Annotated in this window: 17 protein-coding genes; 10 read left to right on the top strand and 7 right to left on the bottom strand. The window is 30.2% G+C overall.

Annotation, left to right across the window (positions count from 1 at the left end; translation table 11 throughout):
• Positions 1-623 precede the first annotated feature (623 nt).
• The 7 genes from FVE75_RS04135 (at position 624) to trpA (ending at position 8,943) form a co-directional block, all read left to right on the top strand.
• The gene (locus tag FVE75_RS04135) at positions 624-1,958 is read left to right on the top strand and encodes an anthranilate synthase component I family protein (RefSeq protein WP_147005339.1); all 1,335 of its coding nucleotides are present in this window, start codon (positions 624-626) and stop codon (positions 1,956-1,958) included.
• Positions 1,959-3,605, top strand: a complete 1,647-nt coding sequence (gene trpD, locus FVE75_RS04130; RefSeq protein ID WP_147005338.1) for an anthranilate phosphoribosyltransferase — start codon at positions 1,959-1,961, stop codon at positions 3,603-3,605.
• Between the two features lie 124 nt (positions 3,606-3,729).
• A complete protein-coding gene (locus FVE75_RS04125; protein ID WP_147005337.1) occupies positions 3,730-4,932 on the top strand; it encodes an ATP-binding protein in 1,203 nt (400 codons plus the stop codon).
• Positions 4,933-5,297: 365 nt separating this feature from the next.
• The gene (trpC, locus tag FVE75_RS04115; protein WP_147005336.1) at positions 5,298-6,065 is read left to right on the top strand and encodes an indole-3-glycerol phosphate synthase TrpC; all 768 of its coding nucleotides are present in this window, start codon (positions 5,298-5,300) and stop codon (positions 6,063-6,065) included.
• A 116-nt stretch (positions 6,066-6,181) separates the two neighbouring features.
• Entirely contained in the window at positions 6,182-6,892 is a 711-nt protein-coding gene (locus tag FVE75_RS04110) for a phosphoribosylanthranilate isomerase (RefSeq protein ID WP_232052627.1), read from the top strand.
• A gap of 37 nt (positions 6,893-6,929) precedes the next feature.
• Entirely contained in the window at positions 6,930-8,177 is a 1,248-nt protein-coding gene (gene trpB / locus FVE75_RS04105; RefSeq protein WP_147005334.1) for a tryptophan synthase subunit beta, read from the top strand.
• Positions 8,170-8,943: a tryptophan synthase subunit alpha gene (gene trpA, locus FVE75_RS04100; protein ID WP_147005333.1), complete on the top strand. Its 774-nt coding sequence runs from the start codon at positions 8,170-8,172 to the stop codon at positions 8,941-8,943. The genes trpB and trpA overlap by 8 nt, the downstream gene beginning before the upstream one ends.
• 219 nt (positions 8,944-9,162) lie before the next feature.
• On the opposite strand, the gene nspC is transcribed toward trpA, so the two are convergent.
• The 6 genes from nspC to FVE75_RS04070 all read right to left on the bottom strand — a co-directional run bounded on the left by nspC (position 9,163) and on the right by FVE75_RS04070 (position 17,334).
• Positions 9,163-10,350, bottom strand: coding sequence for a carboxynorspermidine decarboxylase (gene nspC / locus FVE75_RS04095; protein WP_147005332.1), 1,188 nt, complete (start codon positions 10,348-10,350; stop codon positions 9,163-9,165).
• Between the two features lie 168 nt (positions 10,351-10,518).
• Positions 10,519-11,733, bottom strand: coding sequence for an ABC transporter permease (locus FVE75_RS04090; protein ID WP_147005331.1), 1,215 nt, complete (start codon positions 11,731-11,733; stop codon positions 10,519-10,521).
• Between the two features lie 5 nt (positions 11,734-11,738).
• Positions 11,739-12,431: an ABC transporter ATP-binding protein gene (locus FVE75_RS04085; RefSeq protein WP_147005330.1), complete on the bottom strand. Its 693-nt coding sequence runs from the start codon at positions 12,429-12,431 to the stop codon at positions 11,739-11,741.
• A gap of 33 nt (positions 12,432-12,464) precedes the next feature.
• Complete coding sequence (locus tag FVE75_RS04080; protein ID WP_147005329.1) at positions 12,465-13,820, bottom strand: efflux RND transporter periplasmic adaptor subunit; 1,356 nt, start codon at positions 13,818-13,820, stop codon at positions 12,465-12,467.
• A gap of 50 nt (positions 13,821-13,870) precedes the next feature.
• Complete coding sequence (locus FVE75_RS04075) at positions 13,871-15,148, bottom strand: TolC family protein (protein ID WP_232052626.1); 1,278 nt, start codon at positions 15,146-15,148, stop codon at positions 13,871-13,873.
• Between the two features lie 536 nt (positions 15,149-15,684).
• The gene (locus FVE75_RS04070; RefSeq protein ID WP_147005328.1) at positions 15,685-17,334 is read right to left on the bottom strand and encodes a Na/Pi cotransporter family protein; all 1,650 of its coding nucleotides are present in this window, start codon (positions 17,332-17,334) and stop codon (positions 15,685-15,687) included.
• 259 nt (positions 17,335-17,593) lie between these two features.
• On the opposite strand from FVE75_RS04070, the gene FVE75_RS04065 reads away from it, so the two are divergent.
• The 3 genes from FVE75_RS04065 (at position 17,594) to FVE75_RS04055 (ending at position 20,688) form a co-directional block, all read left to right on the top strand.
• Entirely contained in the window at positions 17,594-18,634 is a 1,041-nt protein-coding gene (locus FVE75_RS04065; protein ID WP_147005327.1) for a 2-hydroxyacid dehydrogenase, read from the top strand.
• A 330-nt stretch (positions 18,635-18,964) separates the two neighbouring features.
• A protein-coding gene (gene prfB / locus FVE75_RS04060) for a peptide chain release factor 2 (protein WP_197735203.1) occupies positions 18,965-20,060 on the top strand; the annotation gives its coding sequence in 2 pieces (ribosomal slippage) (positions 18,965-19,036 and positions 19,038-20,060; 1,095 coding nt in all).
• A gap of 64 nt (positions 20,061-20,124) precedes the next feature.
• Positions 20,125-20,688, top strand: a complete 564-nt coding sequence (locus FVE75_RS04055; protein WP_147005325.1) for a DNA-3-methyladenine glycosylase I — start codon at positions 20,125-20,127, stop codon at positions 20,686-20,688.
• Between the two features lie 123 nt (positions 20,689-20,811).
• On the opposite strand, the gene rnmV is transcribed toward FVE75_RS04055, so the two are convergent.
• Positions 20,812-21,393 carry a ribonuclease M5 gene (rnmV, locus tag FVE75_RS04050; protein ID WP_147005324.1) on the bottom strand — a complete coding sequence of 194 codons (582 nt, stop codon included), beginning with the start codon at positions 21,391-21,393 and terminating at the stop codon, positions 20,812-20,814.
• Positions 21,394-21,402 lie beyond the last annotated feature (9 nt).

The raw sequence follows: 21,402 nt of genomic DNA, 5'->3' as shown, positions 1-21,402 counted from the left end.
ATTTTTCCTTTAACGAAATTTTGCTTATTTAGTATTTTCAAAATGTAAAAACCTAAAACTTAAATATAATAATCTTTATAATTTAATATAGAATGTCGTGATTTTTTTTGAAATGAAAACGACTAAACACATTTATGTGTTTCTTTCGCTAGAACCTTTATAGCAGATATATTTTATAGAGTTGTTCTAATTATTTATTTGCAAAAGTGAGTGTTAGTGAGTTTCGTTTTCGTAGTAATTCAAGTTTATCCAAATATAAATGTTTAGACTACTTTCCCAAATAAAATTTGGGAATATTTCAAAAAAATGCTTAGACGAGCCAGGGTTAGTGCATAGCACTTTCGCCATTCTCTTTAATATACCATTATTTAAAGATGTTAAAATAACTTTTATTGCGAAATAAAGGGAAATGGCGATTGATTTCCCTTGCTTATATAAAAAGAAAAAACATGAAATTATGAAAAAACATTTATTAACAGTAAGCAGTTTTTCAAATTTTAAATAAGAATTCTTATATAAATACTTGATGATAAAATTTAATTAAAGAATAATTTAATAGTTGGATAGATTGTAAAATAGTATAAATAAAGAAAAATACAATAATATAGAAAGTGAGATATTTTATGTTAACAAACAAACCTACTTATTACTACTCTATTATCAGAAAAAAATTTAGCAATTCCTATTTTGCTGAAGATGAAAGGCAAGTTATTATTGGGATTGACTGTGAATATTTTGATTCTAATGAATACAGTTATGACTCGTTAAAAAAAATATACAATTCTTTTGTAAAACAGAAAAGACTTTCCCCTTTTGTAGGACTTTTTGGAACATTTGCTTATGAGTCGATACATTTTTTTGAAAAAATTGGAAAAATTGAAAAAGAGCAGTTTAAATTTCCACAGTTTATTTTTGCCAATGCAAAGGCATATTTACACTATTCAAAGACTAGTAAAGAATTTTCATTTTATGGAGATGAAGAAAAATATTTTAGTTTTTTAAATGATGAAATTTCTGAAAAATTTAATGATTCTGATTTATTTTATGATATAAAAACAGATTTTGAAGAGGAACAATTACATTATTATAGAATTATTGAAAAAGCAAAGGAATATATTAAGTCTGGAGATATTTTTCAAGTTGTACTAAGCGAGCAGTTAAAACTTACGTCAAATATGGATTCTCTTGATTTTTATGAAAAATTGTCAAAGGCAAATCCGAGTCCATATATGTACCATTTTCCTACGAAATATGGAGATATTGTTGGTTCTAGTCCTGAAATACTGGTTGATATTTCATCGGATAATATTTATATCGCTCCTATCGCTGGAACTCGTCCCAGAGGAAAAGATGCCAACGAAGACGCATTTTTAGCAAACGACTTATTAAATGATGAAAAAGAATGTGCTGAACATAGGATGCTTGTTGACTTGGCTAGAAATGATATTGGGAAATTTGCAGAAAGTGGCTCAGTTGTTGTAAAAAATCTTATGCATATTAAGAATTATGAACATGTAATGCACATTGTAACTGATGTTTATGGGAAAAAGAGAAAAGATGTGTCGATATTTGAAGTTATCGCTCAGGCTCTTCCAGCGGGAACGCTTTCTGGATCGCCAAAAATTCGTGCTATGCAAATCATTTCAGAACTTGAGACATTTAAAAGAAATGTTTATGCTGGCGGAATTGGATTTTTGAGATTTAATGGTGATGTTCAACTTGCGATTATTATTCGTACTGCATTTTTTGAAAATAAAAATTATGACTTGAATAAAGTTGATGAGGTTCGGAATGTATTTATTCAAGCTGGAGCAGGAATTGTGTTTGATTCTGTGAAAGAGAAGGAATATGATGAAATTTGCCATAAAAGAGCATCTGTGCTAAATATTTTTAAAAAATTCTGTAATGAAGAAAAAAATAAAAACAATGAAAATAAAAGTGGAAAGGATGTGAAATAAATGATTTTGATGATTGACAATTATGATTCTTTTGTATTTAATGTTGAGCAGTATTTGAAGGAAATGACTGATGATGAAGTTATTACTGTTAGAAATGACGCAATAACAATTGATGATATAAAAAAAATGAATCCTAGTAAAATAATTTTTTCTCCAGGTCCAAAACATCCAAAGGACAGCGGAATTTGCCTAGAAATTTTAAATAATACTGATGAACTAGGGAATATTCCAATTTTAGGAATTTGTCTTGGGCATCAGGCAATTGGAATGAATTTTGGCGGAGAAATAAAAAGGCTTGAAAACCCATTACATGGTAAAACTTCAGAAATTACAGTTTTATCCGAGAATTCTGTATTATTTAAAAACTTGCCAAAAAAATTTAAAGTTATGAGATATCATTCACTTTATGTTGACGATATTCCAGAAAATCTTGAAGTTACGGCAAAATCTGAGGATGGGGTTGCAATGGCTGTGGAACACAAAAGTAAAAATATTTTTGGAATACAGTTTCATCCAGAATCAATTTTTACTGAATATGGAAAAAATATGATACGAAACTTCTTAAGTATTGAAGTTTCAGAAACTTTGCAAAATGATGAAAATTCTAATAATACTAACGAGAAAGGAAACTTTATAGATATGAATAAATATTTAAAAAAATTACAGGAAAATATTGCATTAACAGATACTGATTTTCGTGAAATCTGCAAAATTATTGATAGCAAAAATTATGACATTGTACAGCTTGGAGCCTTGCTTGTACTAATTTCAGAAAAAAGCCTTTATCCTGAATCGCTTACAGCATTTGTGAAAAATATTCTGGAATACAGTACAACTTTTGAAGATGATTCTGATATGATTGATGTTTGCGGGACTGGTGGCGATGGATTCAAGACGATAAATATTTCAACAGCTGTCGCATTTATTCTAGGAGCAATGGGAGTAAATGTGGCAAAACACGGAAACCGTGCAATCTCAAGTAAAAGCGGAAGCAGTGATGTGCTTGATAAACTAGGAGTACCGCTTGAAAACTCACTTGCAAATCAAATTGAAAAACTACACGTAAAAAATCTTGCTTTCTTTCATGCCCCATTTTTCCACAAATTAGTTGGAGAAGTTCGAGAAGTTAGAAGCCGTCTTGGAATAAGAACAGTATTTAACATTTTAGGTCCACTGCTTCATCCAAATACAAAATTAAAATACCAATTGGTTGGACTTTATCACGAGCCTGTACACAGATTGTACGCTGAAACATTACAATTACTGGGAAGAGAACATGCCTTAGTTGTTCGTGGAAATGATGGACTTGATGAAATCACGATTTGCGATGATACAAAAATTATCGAAGTAAAAGGAGATCAAATTCTTGAATATACAATATCTCCTGAAAGTTTTGGCTTTAAGCGTGCTTTCCATTCTGAAATTGAAGGCAGAACTCCAGAAGAAAATGCTGAAATCTTGATAAAAATCTTAAAAGGTGAAGAAAAATCAGCAAAATTTGATATTGTTGTATTAAATGCAATGTTCGCACTTTATACTGCGGATGTAGTAGATCACCCTGCGAAAGCAAAGGATATGGTTTTAGAAGCGATTGAGAGTGGGAAGGTTTATGAGTTTTATAAAGATTATGTGAAAATCACAAAATAATTTTTTGGATATAATTGATAAAATTACTAATTTGTAATTTTTTATAGATTGTAACTGATAAAAATTTCAAAAATATCTTTTTTATTAGTTGTAAGTATGATAAAATATTTATAGAGGTGATTTTATGATAGAAAGAAAAATTTATTTTGAAAAAATTAAACCCTTTATAGATAAAGATATTATTAAAGTTTTGACTGGAATTAGGAGAAGCGGTAAATCTGTAATGTTAAAATTGATTATGAAAGAATTGAAAAAAAACGGTGTTGATGAAAATCAATTTATTTATATCAATTTTGAAAATTTAAGAAATAGACATCTTTGCTATGCGGATACATTGAATGAATATATATTGGAAAAAGCAGAAAATATTCAAGAAAAATGCTATTTATTTTTGGATGAAATTCAGGAAGTAAAAGAATGGGAAAAGTGTATAAATTCATTAAGAACAGAAGATAAGCAATTTGATATTTATATAACAGGTTCCAACGCTAAACTATTATCAGGAGAACTTGCAACTTACCTTGCAGGAAGATATGTTGAAGTTGAAATTTATCCTTTTTCATTTAAAGAGTTTTGTTCAATATACCAAAATATAAATCAAAATATTTCAAAAGAAGAAATGTTTGAAAAGTTTGTCAAACTAGGTGGAATGCCATTTTTACATAATTTGAATTATGAAGTGGAATCAAGCATGCAATATTTAAAAGATATATATTCATCAATAATATTAAAAGATATTACTCAAAGAAACAATATAAGAAATACTGAATTATTAGAGCGAATCATCAATTACCTTGTAATGAACATTGGGAATACATTTTCTGCAAATTCAATTTCAAAATATTTTAAAAGCGAAAATAGAAAAGTTGCAGTAGATACTGTGCTAAATTACATAAAAGCCTGTGAAAACGCATTTCTGATTCACAAAGTCCCTCGTTACGAAATACAAGGTAAAGAAGTTCTAAATGTGAGTGAAAAATATTATATTGCAGACCATGGAATAAGAGAAGCAATTTTAGAAACAAACGAAAGAGATATAAATCAAATTTTTGAAAATATTGTATATATGGAATTATTGCGAAAAGGCTATAACATAAAAATTGGAAAATTGAATAATTTAGAAATAGATTTTGTCTGTACAAAAACAAATAATGAGAAAATTTATATTCAGGTGGCATATTTACTTGCATCTGAAGACACTATAAAAAGGGAATTTTTACCATTTGAAAAAATTAATGATAATTATCCTAAATATGTAATTTCTATGGACAGGTTTGATATGTCAAGAAACGGAATAAAACATTTGAATATTATTGATTTTTATTAAAAGACTAAAAAGAAACTGAAAATATTTATAAATTAAAATTTTTAGAAAGAATAATGCGAATATGATAAAAACTTTATATAGGGAACATTGTTTAAGATATTTTATAGTACCTGACATAATATTGCTTTTATTAGTTACAATTTTTTCTATCCTATGTTAGAATTTTTATTTTTTTGTTATTGGAAATATTCCTTTAATTTATATTTTGTTTAAAATAATAGCAATGTATTTAAGTTCGATAAAATTAAACAAAATAAATAAAGTTAAAGATGAAGAAAAAAGAAAAAAATCTAAAAATAAATTAAAATTAGTAATTTTTTTAATAAATTTAATAATGTTTAGTATCTATGTCAGTTTAGTAAAAAATGAAATTTTCATACCAAATATTTAAAAACAAAAGGAGAAATATGGATATTTTAGAAAAAATAAAAATTAAAAGAGATATACAGCTTGAAGATGAATTAAAGTCTTTTGAACAACCATCTTTAAAAAAGGCACTTAATCAAAAGGGAATTCAGATTATTGGGGAAATTAAGAGGGCTTCTCCATCGAATGGAAAAATTGCGAAAGATGATTTTGATTTGTTAAAACAGGCACAAAGTTATGTGGATAAAGGAATTTCCGCTTTTTCGATATTAACAGAAAAGGAATATTTTAAAGGAGAGAATGATTTTATAAAAGTTGTAAGGGAAAAATTTCCAGAAATGCCGATTTTGAGAAAGGATTTTATTTATACTCCGTTTCAGGTGGCTCATGCTAAATTTTTAGGGGCTTCAGCGATTTTGCTGATTGTGAGAATGTTAGATGATAAGACACTTTTGGACCTTCATAAGCTGGCACAGGATTTGGAAATGGATGTTCTGGTGGAAACTCATAATGAAGAGGAAATAAGAAGAGCTTTGAAGATTCCAAATTTGGAGATTTTGGGGATAAATAACCGAAATTTGAATACTTTTGAAGTTGATATTAAAACTACGGAAAAACTGATAAATGAAATTCCAAACGATGTTTTGAAAAATTTGACTATTGTAAGTGAAAGTGGATTTTTGTCAAAAGAAGATGTGAAATATGCAGAAAAATTGAACGTGGATGGACTACTAATTGGAGAGGCACTTATGAAAGGACTTCTTTAGAATTTGATAAAATAAATATTCTGAAACAAGGAGTCAAAGATCCTTGAGAAAATAAAAAACTTAGGTTGTTAAACTGGTCTTAGAAAAATAACTTTAAATTTATGGAAGGAAAAAAATTGGAGAAAAAAGAAAATAATGTAGCAACTGATAATCTTGCAGAAAATACTACCAAATTAAAAGTTTGTGGAATTAGGAGCATTACTGAAATTAATGAATTGAAAACTTTGGATATTGACTATTTTGGATGTATTTTTGCAGAAAGTCAAAGGCAAGTGGATAGTGAACTTGCCGCTAAAATTACACGGATTGCACATAGGCATGGGAAAAAGACAGTTGGAGTATTTGTAAATGCGATGATTGAGAATATTGTAAAAATTGTGGAAGAAACAGATATTGATGTCGTTCAGCTACATGGAGATGAGTCAGTAGAATATTGCATGGAACTTACTCAAAAATTAGAAAAATTGTACGAAAAAAATTGTTTTAGAAAACGTAAAAATTTCCCTGCTAAAACGAAGCTTTGGAAAGTTTTTGGCGTGACTGATGAACTTCCGAATATTACTGACTACAAGCCATATATTGAATATCCTCTATTTGATGCAAAAGGAGTAAATCGTGGGGGAAACGGAATTGTCTTTGACTGGGATATTTTGAAAAAATTGGAGAAATATTCATTTGTACTGGCTGGAGGGCTGTCGCTTGAGAATATTCAAAAAGCGCTTGACTACAATCCTGCCATTTTGGATATAAACAGCAAAGTTGAAGTTAATAATAGAAAAAGTAAGGAATTAGTTGAAAATGTTGTAAATTTGGTAAAAAAGAAATAATAATAATTTAAAAAGATTGATATGAAAGGAAAAAAATATGGAAAATAAACATTTTAATGAAAAGGCATATTTTGGGCAATTTGGTGGACAATTTGTACCTGAAACTGCGATGTTTGCTTTATCGGAACTGGAAACCGAATATGAAAAGCTAAAGAATGACAAGGAATTTTTTGAAGAATTTGATAATTTGCTAAAAAATTATGTTGGGCGTGAGACTCCGCTCTATTATGCCAAAAATTTGAGTGAACATTATAACCACGATATTTACTTGAAAAGAGAAGACTTGAATCATACTGGTGCTCATAAAATTAATAATGCACTTGGACAGGTTTTGCTTGCTAAAAAAATGGGAAAGAAGAAAGTTATTGCTGAAACTGGGGCTGGACAGCATGGAGTTGCTACTGCTACTGCCGCCGCTCTATTAGGTTTGGAGTGTGATGTTTACATGGGGGCTGTTGACATTGAACGGCAAAAATTAAATGTTTTTAGAATGGAACTTTTGGGTGCGAGAGTTATTTCCATTGAAGATGGGCTTAAAACTTTGAAGGAAGCTACAACTGCGGCTATTCAGTCTTGGGTTGCAGAGATAGAAACTGTGTTTTATGTAATCGGTTCTGTTGTAGGACCTCATCCATATCCGACTATCGTGCGTGATTTTCAGTCAATTATCGGTTACGAAGCAAAAGCACAGCTGGAGGAACTTGGAAAGCATGCTGATCATGTGATTGCCTGTGTTGGTGGAGGAAGTAATGCTATTGGTATTTTTAGTGCATTTTTAGAAGATAGCTCAACAAAACTTTACGGAGTCGAAGCTGGAGGATATGGAATTGACACAGATATGCACGCTGCCACATTGACACTTGGAAAACCTGGAATTATCCACGGAATGAAAACTTATGTTCTTCAAAACAAATACGGACAAATAAGCCCAGTTCACTCAATTTCAGCTGGGCTTGATTATCCAGGAGTAGGTCCCGAACATTCACATCTATTTGATACAAAAAGAGCAACTTACGCGCCGATTACTGATGATGAAGCAATGAAGGCGTTAATGCTTGTTACAAGAAAAGAAGGGATTATTCCAGCAATTGAGAGTTCCCATGCGTTAGCCTATCTTGAAAAATTATGTCCTACTCTTTCTAAAGACAAGAGAGAAACTATCATTGTAAATGTATCTGGACGTGGAGATAAAGATATGCATACTGTTTTTTCTGTACTAAAAGATAAGGAAACTGACGGAAAAAACGGAATTTATGAGTTAAATGGAGGTTTAGAAAATGAGTGAAAAAAATTTAGATAAAAAAATTATTGATATTTTTAGAGAAAAAGAAAAAGTAAACATTGGTTATATTGTCGCAGGCTATCCAAGTGTTGATTTTACAAAACAATTTTTACAAAATTTGGATAATACAGCTCTTGATATGCTTGAAATCGGAATTCCCTACTCCGACCCCCTAGCTGATGGAAAATTGATTTCACACTCTTCATTTCTTGCTTCAGAAGCTGGAGTTACTACCGATACAGTCTTTAAATTATTAACAGAAGTAAAAAATGATATTTCAAAACCTCTAATTTTTCTAGTTTATTACAATTTAGTCTTTGCTTATGGAATTGATGAATTTATCAAAAAATGCTGTGAAACTAATATTAAAGGAATAATCATTCCAGACTTGCCTTACGAAGAAGCCTTTGAAATGTCAGAAAAATTAAAGGAAAACAATATCGCTCTTATCCCTCTTGTAAGCGTTACTTCTGGAAGCAGAATGAAAAAAATTATTTCTCAAGGTAACGGCTTTATTTATGCAATCGGATCTCTTGGGGTAACAGGTTCAAAACAAGTTGATTTACCACGTTTGGAGTCTTTTATTAATGAAATTAGAGAAGTTTCAGACTTGCCAGTTTCATTAGGTTTTGGAATAAAAAATAACGATAATGTGAATACGATGAGAAAATATGCGGATGGGGTGATTGTTGGAACGAGTATTGTTGAGTTTACCCAGAAAAATGATGTGGATTATGTGATTCAAAAAATTAATGAACTTTTTAAATAGATATTTATACTAAATCCCGTTTAAAAATAGGAATATTTTTTTAGATATTTTGATTAATAAATATTTTTTCATTTTTATTTTCGTAGAATTGCTCATTATTTAAATGGGGTTTAGTATTAGTAAAGATAGTTAGAAATGACTATCTTTTTTGTAATATTGACTAAATTAAAAAAATACCCCTAAATAATATCAAATATCTAGGAATATTTTTTATTTCAATTATGACAATCTATTTCTAAAGTCCTCGTATCCGAACTTTCTAATAACCTCAACTCCACCTTTTTCTGTATAAACTGCAATCACAGGCAAATTTATACCATTGAAAGTATTCGTCTTCACCATGCTGTAATGTGCCATATCAGTAAAAATCAGCTTATCTCCTACTTTTACAGGATCATCAAAAGAGTAATCTCCAATTACATCTCCAGCAAGGCAAGTAGGCCCTCCCAATCTATAAGTGTATTTCTTTTCATTTGGCATTCCTGAGCCGAAAATAAATGGACGGTATGGCATTTCGATTACATCAGGCATATGACACGAAGCTGAAGTATCCATTAACAATATATCCATCTCATTTTTTGTAATATCTAAAACTTCTGAAACTAAAAATCCTGTATTCAGAGCAACCGCTTCTCCTGGCTCCAAATACACTTCCACATCATATTTTTCTTTTATATAATTTATGCAATTTACAAGTTTTTCAATATCATAATCTTCTCTTGTAATGTGGTGTCCCCCACCAAAATTAAGCCATTTCATATTATGTAAATATTTTCCAAATTTTTCTTCAAAAATTTTTAATACATTTTCAAGGGCATCCGAATTTTGTTCACAAAGTGCGTGAAAATGAAATCCATCCAATCCTTCAAGTTCATCTTCCTTGAAATTTTCAAGTGTTACTCCAAATCTCGAAAATCTTCCCGCTGGATTATAAATCTCAGTTTCAACTTCTGAAAATTCTGGATTTAATCGAAGTCCACAGCTAATTTTCTTACCATTTTTTTCTTCAAATTCCTTTACTTTACTTTTAAATTTTTTCCATTGATTGAAAGAATTAAAAACAATATGATTTGTTATTTCCATTATTTCATCAAACTCATCATCCCTGTAAGACGGATTAAAAATATGTGTTTCCAATTTTTTGTCAGGATTTTTTAGCTCCATTTCCTCATAGCCAAGTCTTGCCTCAAATAGGGAGCTTGCAGTCGTTCCATTTAAGTATTCACTAATTAACGGATAGAAATAAAACATTGAAAATCCCTTTTGTGCAAGCAATATTTTACATCCTGTTCTATCAATTACACTTTTTAATGTTTTAAGATTTCTTTTTAACAGCCTTTCATCGACTATAAAGGCTGGTGTTGGCAAATTTGTTATATCCATATCAAGATATTTATTTTTTGACATTTTTTATCATCTCCTTTTATACTTTACACTTTTTATTAATATGTAATTCAAATATATCTAAAATTTATTCCTTATTATATCACACTTTTCTCAAAATCTATAAAAAAAGATTATCCTAATTTAATATTTTTAAGATAATCAATTTTTATTTTTATCAAATTGTTAATTCTAATCTGTTCGCAGCGCTTCCATTGGCTCCAATGCAGCAGCTTTTTTCGCTGGATAAACTCCAAAAACTAATCCTATCATTGTAGAAACAAATATACACACAAACACTATAACTGGACTTAATATTGGCGATGCCTGTATAAACATGCCAACTAGAAGTGCTAATGAATATCCAATTACAACTCCAATTATACCACCAAAAAATGTCAAAATGACAGCTTCTATCAAAAATTGTATAAGAATGTGTATTGTTTTGGCTCCAATAGCCTTTCTTAGTCCAACTTCCCTTATTCTCTCGGTAACACTTACAAGCATTATATTCATAACTCCGATTCCACCTACAAATAACGAAATTGCAGCAACTCCACTTATGAAAAGTGAAAGCATGTTAAGAATGTTATTAAATTCATCCAAGCCTTGACTTGTTGAATATACATTGTAAATATTAGGTTCACTTCCCCTTGTTTTCAATAAATTTTTTACCACTTCCATTACTCTGTTCATTTCGTTGGCATCTCTTGCCTTTGCCTGTAATGCCATAAATTTCTCTTGTTCATTTCCTTCCAGATAATTCAAGTAATTATTGGGAAAAAGTGCTAAAGCAGCCATTCCATCTCCACCACCACCTAAACTAGCAAACGGATTTTTAAATACTCCAACAATTGTTACAGTTTGACTATTTTTTTTAAAGTTTAAAATCATTTTTTTCCCTATAGGATTCTGTCCAGGATATAATTGATCCGCCGTTGTACTGTCAATCATTATATATTTTCCATCTTTTCTGTATTCGTTTGGCAAAAATTTTCTTCCCTTTATTACCGTATAGTTTGACATTTTAAAATAATCTTCTGTCACTCCTGTGCCTGAAAGCATCATATCCGAGCCATTGCTCATTGATATTCTGGCAAATGTGCTTGAAGTTGGAGTAACCGCTTCAATACCTTCTATACTCTTTATTTTTTCAATATCTTTTTTTGTAAGTAAATCATGCGATTTATAGGTCTGTCCTGGAGAAGTGTCAATTGATATTTGAAAATTTGATACTCCAAGCTTATTCAAATCTCCCGTAATATTTTCCTTAACTCCTGCTCCTAATGAAGACATCATTATAACCGAAGATATTCCAATTATTATTCCAAGCATTGTCAAGAAGGAACGTACCTTATAGCTAAATAAATTTGATACTGACAATTTTAGTAATTCCATAAAATCCATTTACACTACACTCCTCTCCGATGCTGAACAATTTCATCCTTTTCTATTACACCGTCTTTTAATCTGATAATTCTTTTACAATGCTCTGCCACATCTTCCTCATGCGTAACCATTACTATCGTTGTCCCGTTATCGTTCAGTTTTTTAAAAATTTCTAAAACCTCTTCTCCAGATTTTGAATCTAGATTTCCTGTTGGCTCATCTGCAAGAAGTATTTTAGGATTGTTTATTATCGCTCTTGCTATTGCCACTCTCTGTCTTTGTCCCCCTGACATCTCATTCGGCTTATGATGAATTCTTTCACCAAGTCCCACACTTTCCAATGCTTCAGTTGCTCTTTTTATCCTTTCGGCTTTCTTTACTCCTGCATACAAAGCTGGAAGAGCCACATTTTCAACTGCCGTCATCTTTGGAAGTAAGTTAAACGTTTGGAATACAAACCCTATTTTTTTGTTTCTTACTTCAGCAAGTGCATCTCCTTTTATAGTTGAAACATCTTGATTATCCAATATATAAGTTCCAGAGGTAAGGCTGTCAAGACAGCCTAAAATATTCATAAGAGTAGATTTTCCACTTCCTGAAGGTCCCATAAAGGCCACATATTCCCCTTCACTTACAGAAAGATTAAGCCCTTTCAAAACTTTTAATTCCATGCTTCCATTTTTATATATTTTTACTATATCGCTCACTTTTATCATAAAAATTTACCTCTAAAGTTAAAGTTTATTTTTCTATCTTGGCGGTGGCCCATCAGGCCCTCCAGCATTTCCTGCCGGTTTTTCTTCCTTAAACATTACACCATTAGGAGCTACTTTCTGTTTTGACGGATCGGCAATTTTTATTTTTTGTCCATCTTTCAATCTCTCATCCGCAACAGTGATCACTCTTTCTCCCACTGATACACCAGATTCCACAGCATAAAATGTATCATCATTCATTCCAACTTTAATTTCTCTTTTTGAAACTTTATTACCTTTTCCTACAACAAAAGCATAATATTTACCATTTTCATTTATAACTGAACTATATGGAAATCTTGGTACATTTTTACTTTCTTTGTAAAAAATAGTCGCTGTTATCGTAGCACCAGGCTTCAATCCCTTAGTTTCATTTATCTGAATTTTTACAGTAGTGTTACTTTCATCAAGAGACGAACTCTTTTCAGCCACTCCAGAAATTTGCAAAACAGAGCCTTCTATTTTTTCTCCATCTGGCAATGAATCCGAAGTAATTTCAACTCTTTGCCCAACTTGAATATTTTTTACCTCATTGTCTGAAAGATTTACCTCTACCCTCATGTTTGTTGAATCCGATACTTTAAATAAAGTCGTTTCAGTATTTACACGATAATTTTCATCTGCAGTCATTTCTGTAATAACACCGTCAACTGGACTTGTTATTTCATCTTTTATAAGTGCCAGATCTTCTTGTAATGTTGCCAATTCTAATTTTGCTGTCTTTAATGATGTTCTTGCATCTTCAATGCTCGCCTTCTGCTCACTGTCAACCGTATCTAAATCCAGCCTTGAATTTCTTAGAGTCTTTCTTGCATCATCTACATTAACCCTTGTTTCCCCACCAACTTTATATAGCTCTTCTGCGTTATGCAAATCTCTTGATTTTTGTTGAATTTCTAAACTTTTCGATTCTTTTTTTCTTCTAAGTGAACCTTGAGCATCAGCTATATTTCTTTCATATTTTTGAATTTCCAAAGTTTTCATTTGTATTTTTCTCAAAGTTTCATTTTTATCAACTGGATAAAATGTCAGCACTACATCACCTTTTTTCACATTGTCTCCTTTTTTAAAGAACACTTTGTTTACTCTTTGACTTGAAGTTGTAAATACTGAAACCGCATTATCTGACACAACTTGTCCATTCTTTGAAACTGATAGCGAAATATCTCCCCTATCAACAGTTGTTACTTCATATTCAGGCTCAGCTTCTTTTTTTCCACATGAAACTGTAGCAAATAATATTACAGCAAATATTGTCATAAATTTATAAAAATAATTTTTATTTTTTGACTCTTTCCTCTTTGATTCAATAGTTTTAGCTATTTCAGAAAATTCTGTATTTATTTCCACAAAATCACCGCTTTCTTAATTTTCGTTTTTATTTTTCATATTAATAATTTCTATTTATAATATTTTATTTTTTTAGTAAATGCTGCAAGTTCATTTTTGGCTGTTTCGTAATCTATTACAGCTTTCTTATAGTTATTCCGTTTTTCCACATAGTTGGAATACGTGTCAACTCCCAGCTCGTACTTCTTAGCATAAATTTCATATTCTTTTTTCTTAATATTCATTGTATTTTGTGCTGTTAATTCATTTGTCTGATAGGTTGTGTAAGTTATCATCTGCTGTCCTGCATTTGACACTAGTTCATTTTTTTTCTGTTCATATTGTAATCTCAATTTATCTGCTTCATTTTTCAAATCTTCAACAGTATCATTATATCTTTTGAAAGTTTTTGACACAGATAATCCGACAACAACAGAATGATCCTTTAAGGAATATCCAATATCTCCTGATAATTTAGGATACTTGTAATCAATATTTTCCTTTCTTAGCTGTTCACTGTTAAGCTGCGAATTCAATTCTATTGTTTCAGCTTCTGAGAGTCTAAGAGCATAAAAATCATCCTTTTTCAGTTCAATTTTTTTCAGGTCATCAAGCTTCTCTTTTTCAGGTAAAGTCACATTGTAAACTGTAAATCGTTCTCCTAAAATTTGCAGTTCCCGACCAAGATTTTCATATTTCAGCTGAGAATTTTCATATTCTGTTTTTGCTAGTTCATAATCATACTGCGATGCTGTCCCCAGCTCATATTTTTTTGCCTGAATAGCATAATCTTTTTTAGTATCTTCTAAGGTAAGCGCTTCCTGTTCAATTTCCTTCTGTTTATTCTTATAATTTTTATATAAATCAATCAAATCACGTATTTCAGAATTTTTAGTAGTTTCATCGTTAATTTTCTGTATATTTCGTGAAATTTGATTAGTTTTTTTATTATAATTTACATCACTATATCCAAAATAATCGTTTAAAGTTTTAGAAATACCAATTTTATTTTCTGTAAGCTCACTACTTCTAAAATTATATTCATTTCTGTAATAAAGCATTCCATACTTTACATTATTTTGCATAGTTAGTCCATTTGCTGTTACGTGTAATGTATAATTATTATCTGAAGTTATACTGACTTCATTCCACTCCCCATTTTTCAAAGATTTCTCTTTTATATCAAACTTTCTCATATTTTTTTCATTAATTTTTGTCGTATATGAATTTTTTTCATACTGAGAAATCAAATCATCCACATTAACTGCAAAACTCACCGCACTAAATGTAAATAATGCTGATAAAATCTGTATCTTACTATTTTTAAAATTCAAAAATATCCCAACCATGTAATCTCCTTTCTTCTAGAATAAACAGCTTATTTCTTATTAAAATATATTATAACACTTATTTCATAGAATATCATTTTTTTTTGACAAAATTATGTCATTTTCAAATTTTTTTATTCTTTTTATTCTTAAAATCTAACACATTTATAAAATTTCATTTGTTAACAAAAAATTGTAATTAATACTAAACTCCGTTTAAATAGCGAATTTATTATAGACTTTTTCCAAGAGGAATAGCAACCTATTTTTCTAAATAATTATAGTAAAACTAGTTTAAAACAGAACTCAAAAATTATGACTATTTTACTCAAACCCTAAATTATATAATTTCTATCAGTTCAATTTTAAATGGGTTCGAGTGTAAAATATAATTTTTGCTTTTTAAATGAGAAATAGAATTCTCTTAGATATTAAAATAAAAATAACATAAAAATGATGGATTAAAGACAGATATATCCAAAATAAAATTAACATATTCTTATCAATATCAAAAAATGGGTATATTAAGTTAATACCCATTTTTAAAATTTATATTTTTATCCTCTACTTTCAATCATTTTTTCAACCAAGTTTCTAGCATGGTCTCCGATTCTTGTAAAGTGAGATACAACATCTATATAATAAAGCCCTGATTTTATGTCACATTCTTGTTTGCTTACACGGCTTATATGTGCTTTTCTTACTTCCTTCTCCTTTGCGTAAAGTTTGTTGTGTAAATCTACTACTGCAAAAGCTTTTTCTGAATCATTGTTTTTAAGAGCTTCTTCAGCCGTTTCAATGATTTGTTTTGAAATTAAGTATAATTTTTGCACTTCTTCATGAGCTGTTTCAGTAAATACTAATTTTTTCTTAATTTCATACCGTACATCTCGTACAATTCCAATCGCATGATCTCCTATACGTTCTACATCACGGCACATATCAAGATACATGCTGATTTCCTCTCCATCTTTTTCAGTTATATGTTCTTGTGACAATGAAGTTAAATATTTTGTAATTTCCTGATCGATATTATTTATTGCTTCTTCTCTTTTCTCAACTTTTTCCGCTAATTTTTCATTTCTTTCATGGAAAAATTCAACTGCTCTTCCTAAGCTCTTTAATGCTATTGAAATCATTGAAAGCATTTCCTGTTTTACCTGTCCTAATGCAATTGAAGGTGTGTAAATCAATGCTGAATCTAAATATTTTGGTTTATGTTCAACTTGATCTTCATCTTTTTCCCTAATCAATTTTACAACAACGTATTCCAAAACTCTAATGAATGGAAATAATAAAATTGTTGTCATAACATTAAATGATCCGTGTGCAAATGCTATTGTCACTTTTGGATTCAAATGCAGAATCTCCGCCATTTTTTGTACAAACATTGTAAACGGTGACAATAAAATCATAAAAATTATTGTTCCTATAACATTAAACATTGTATGTGACAAAGCAAGCCTTTTTGCTGAGGTATTTGCTCCTATTACTGCAATTATCGCTGTTATTGTTGTTCCTATATTATCTCCAAAAAGTACAGGCAATGCCGCTTTTAATGTTATAAGATTTTCCTGATACACATTTTGTAAAATACTAATTGTAGCACTTGAAGCCTGAACCAGCACTGTAATCATTGTTCCAATAAATACTCCTAAAACTGGACTATTACTTAATTTTATTGTTAATTCTGTAAATGCCGGTAAATGTTTAAGTGGCTCCATTGCACTCGACATTAATGTCAATGCAAAAAATATTCCTCCAAAACCAAATAAAATTCTACCCAAATTATTTATGAAATTATGTTTTACAAAAAATAGACATGCTGCTCCTAAAAACAGTATCGGCAAAGCATAATGCGTTATATTAAACCCAATTATGAAAGTCGTAATTGTTGTACCAATATTGGCTCCCATAACAATTCCAATAGCCTGCCTTAAAGTCAGTAGCCCTGCTCCAACCAGCCCTATTGTAATAACTGTTGTTCCTGAACTCGATTGTATCAAAGCTGTTACTAGAATTCCAACTAGAACTCCTAAAAATGGTGATGTGGTATATTTATCCAAAATATATCTAAGTCTATCTCCAGCTGCCATTTGAAGACCATCCCCCATATATTTTATACAAAATAGGAATAGTCCCAGTCCACCCAGGAATCCAAACGCCATCTGCTGATAGTTGATTGCACTAACTGCTACTCCGTTCATCAAATCAATCCTCTCTTTTAGTTTTTAATTTGTTTAGATTTCTTCCTCAAATATACTTATATCATATTTTTCCCAAATTTGCTATCGTTTTTTATATATTTATATAATTTTTTTCATTTCATTTATTACAATAACAAAGAATCAAAAATTTCAAATAAATAATAAAAATCTTGTAAAATCATTTGACTTAGCCTATTTTTTTTTGCTATAATAAATTTAATAAGATAAAAAGATTATAAATTTTAGGAGGAATGTAAAAATGAAAATCGTAGTTTTCGATGCGAAACCTTATGACATTGAATTTTTTGACAAATGGAATGAAAAATTTGGGGCGGATATTACATATTTTGAAGAAAAATTAAGTTTAAAAAATGTAATGCTTACGAAATATCAAGATGTTGTCTGTACTTTCGTAAATGATGACTTAAATGCAAAAGTATTAAATATACTTGCAAAAAATGGTGTAAGGGTTATTGCCGCAAGATGTGCTGGTTATAACAATATCGATTTAAAGGCTGCCCGTGAAAACAGAATTACTGTTTTAAGAGTACCTGCTTACTCACCATTTGCTGTGGCTGAACATGCTTTAGCATTACTTATGACTGTAAATAGAAAAACGCATAAAGCATATAATAGAACTCGTGAAGGAAACTTCAGTCTTGCTGGATTAACTGGTATTGACTTGCATGGTAAAACTGCTGGAATTATCGGTACTGGAAAAATCGCAAGAATTTTTATAAAAATCTTAAATGGACTTGGAATGAATGTAATTGCATACGATTTATATCCAAATGAACAAGCTGCAAAAGAAGAAAACTTTACTTACACAACTTTGGATGAGGTGCTTGAAAAAGCTGATGTTCTTTCACTTCATTGCCCATTAACACCGCAAACTAGACATATTATCAATGCCGAAAGCCTTGCAAAAGTTAAAAAAGGGGTTATTATTATAAACTCTGCACGTGGTGGATTAATTGAGACAGAAGCCTTGCTTGACGCTGTAAAATCTAAACAAGTTGGTGGAGTTGGACTTGACGTTTATGAAAATGAATCAAGCTACTTCTTTGACGACAAATCTAGCCAAGTATTAGAAGATGATGTTTTAGCAAGATTATTATCGTTCAACAATGTAGTATTGACATCTCACCAAGCATTCTTAACAAATGAAGCATTAGATAACATTGCCGAAGCTACATTTAACAACATTTTATCTTATGTAAAAGAAGAAACTTTACAAAATGAAGTTTGGTACGATGAAGAAAATGATAAAATCGTTGAAGGTGTCAGAGTTCAAAAATAATTATTATTTAAAATTTTGATATAAAGTTTTACTATCAGAAAACTTTACGAGAGGCTGTTTTAAAAAGCAGCTTCTTTTAATATTTTCCTAAAAATACTTAAAGTCTCAATTCAAAAGATTTTTTGTATTATATACTCAAACCTATTTTAAATTAAACTGCTAAAATTATATAAATTTATGGTTTGAGTAAAATAGTCATCGCTTTTGAGTTTAGTTTTAAATAAGTTTTACTATAAATTTATTTAATTAACAATTATTTTTTTTTCTTGAAAAAAATTTTACTTGTAGTTAAAGATAAAAATTTGAATGTATAAAGAAAGGTTTAAAAATATGGATTTATTTGAAATAAAAAAACAAAACGAAATAAATGAAATTAACATTGAAGAAATTAGGAGGCATCTTTGACATTGAAAATTTAAAAAATGAAATTGATGACTTGGAAAAAAAGACATTTGAAGCAGATTTCTGGAATAATGAGAACAGTCAGGAAATATTAAAGACTATTAGTGCAAAGAAAAAGTTGCTTGAAGAATACGAGAATTTAAATGGGCTTTTTGAAGATGTTTCCACTATTATTGAGTTTATTGAGATGGGGGACAATTCGTTTGAAAATGAGCTTGAACAGAAGGCACAAGATTTGACAAATGAAATTGATAATTTTAAGACAAAATTACTTCTAGATGAGGAATACGACATGAATAATGCGATTCTTACAATAAATTCAGGGGCTGGTGGAACTGAAGCTTGTGACTGGGCTGAAATGCTTTACAGAATGTACGACAGATGGGCAAATCGGCATGATTTCAAAGTTGAAATCCTTGATAGCCTTGCTGGAGAAGAAGCTGGAATAAAAAGTGTAACATTAAATATAAAAGGAAATTACGCTTATGGATATTTAAAAGGAGAAAAAGGTGTACACAGACTTGTCAGAATTTCTCCATTTGACTCTAATGCCAGACGGCATACTTCATTTGCCGCAGTAAATGTTACTCCAGAAATAGAAGATGACGTTGAAATTGATATTCGTACAGAGGACTTGAAAATTGATACTTACAGGGCAAGTGGCGCAGGCGGACAGCACGTAAACACAACAGACTCAGCCGTTAGAATTACCCATATTCCTACAAATACAGTAGTTACATGCCAAAATGAACGTTCACAGCTAAAAAACCGTGAAACTGCAATGAAAATATTAAAATCAAAATTATTCGAGCTGGAACTGGAAAAGCGTGAGAAGGAAATGGCAGAATTAAAGGGAACAGAATCAAAAATCGAATGGGGAAGCCAAATCCGTTCGTATGTCTTCCAACCTTATAAAATGGTAAAAGATCACAGAACAAAGGCAGAAGAAGGAAATGTGGAAAAAGTTATGGATGGAGACATTGACTTATTTATAAACGAATATTTAAAATATGCTAAATCCTAATAACATGTTTAAAATTTAAAACAATTTTACTTACAATAACTAAAAAAATTGAAAGGATTGGAATATGAAAAAAACTAGATGTCCATGGGCAAAATCTGAAAACGACATTATCTATCATGATACCGAATGGGGAGTTCCTTCCCACGATGATAGTTATCTTTTTGAAATGCTAATATTGGAAGGATTTCAGGCAGGACTTAGCTGGAATCTTATTTTGAATAAAAGAGAAAATTTTAGAAAGGCTTTTGATAATTTTGATTATAAAAAAATTGCAAAATATGATGAAACTAAATTGGCTGAACTGGCTCAAAATGAAGGAATTGTGAGAAATAAATTAAAAATATCCGCTTCTGTTAAAAACGCTCTTGCATTTATGGAAGTACAAAAAGAATTTGGCTCATTTGACAAGTACATTTGGAATTTTACAGATAACAAGCAAATTATCAATAACTGGAAAGAAATATCAGAAGCACCTGCTACTACAGAATTATCTGATAAAATCAGCAAAGATTTGAAAAAACGTGGCTTTAAATTCGTTGGCTCTACAATCGTTTATTCTTTCTTACAGGCAATCGGAATAGTCGATGACCACTTAATCAGTTGTCCTTATAAAAAATCAGCTAAATAATTAAAATATAGTTTTTGCTTTTTTAATAACATAAATTGCAATATTAATTGCGACATTTTAATAATTTATCGTAAGGGCATCAAACGCCATGCCCTTACAACCCCGCTTCTCGAATTTCAATTATCAAGATAAACTATTTATTTCTTCAACAGCTTCTTCAAACTGTTCTTTTGAAATATTAAATGAATTAAGAGCCTTTAAAAGTTGTTTTGCATTATAATAGCCAATTTTTAAAATATCTCCGAGCATTATTCTACGTTCTTTTGCATTACTTCCAGAAATAAGCCCATTATCAATCAAGTCACTGATATTAAATCTATCTTCAATATTTTGACTAGCTGTAATAACATTTTTTAATGCCTCTAAAATTGCTTTGTCATTGGCATTTTCAACTCCTATATTATCATTTTTAGTTGCATCTTTCTGACTTACAAAAGCATGCTTTATGCTCGGAATATATCTTTTTAATGTATCACGAATTTTTTTCCCTGCGAAATCAGGATCTGTAAATAAAATTAAATCATTAGTTTTTGACAATTCAATCATTTTATTTATCGTTTTTTTAGATAATGCGGAGAAGCCGTTTAAGGCGATAATATGTGCATCTACAACTCGTTTTATGGCTGTTATGTCATCTCGCCCTTCAACAACTATAATTTCATTTATTTTTAGTTTTTCTTTTTGTTTATTTGGCTCTTTTTTCATTTAATATTC

This window comes from Leptotrichia hongkongensis (assembly GCF_007990635.1).
In the GTDB taxonomy this organism is placed as follows: domain Bacteria; phylum Fusobacteriota; class Fusobacteriia; order Fusobacteriales; family Leptotrichiaceae; genus Leptotrichia; species Leptotrichia hongkongensis.
This window is presented reverse-complemented; position numbering and strand designations above follow the sequence as displayed.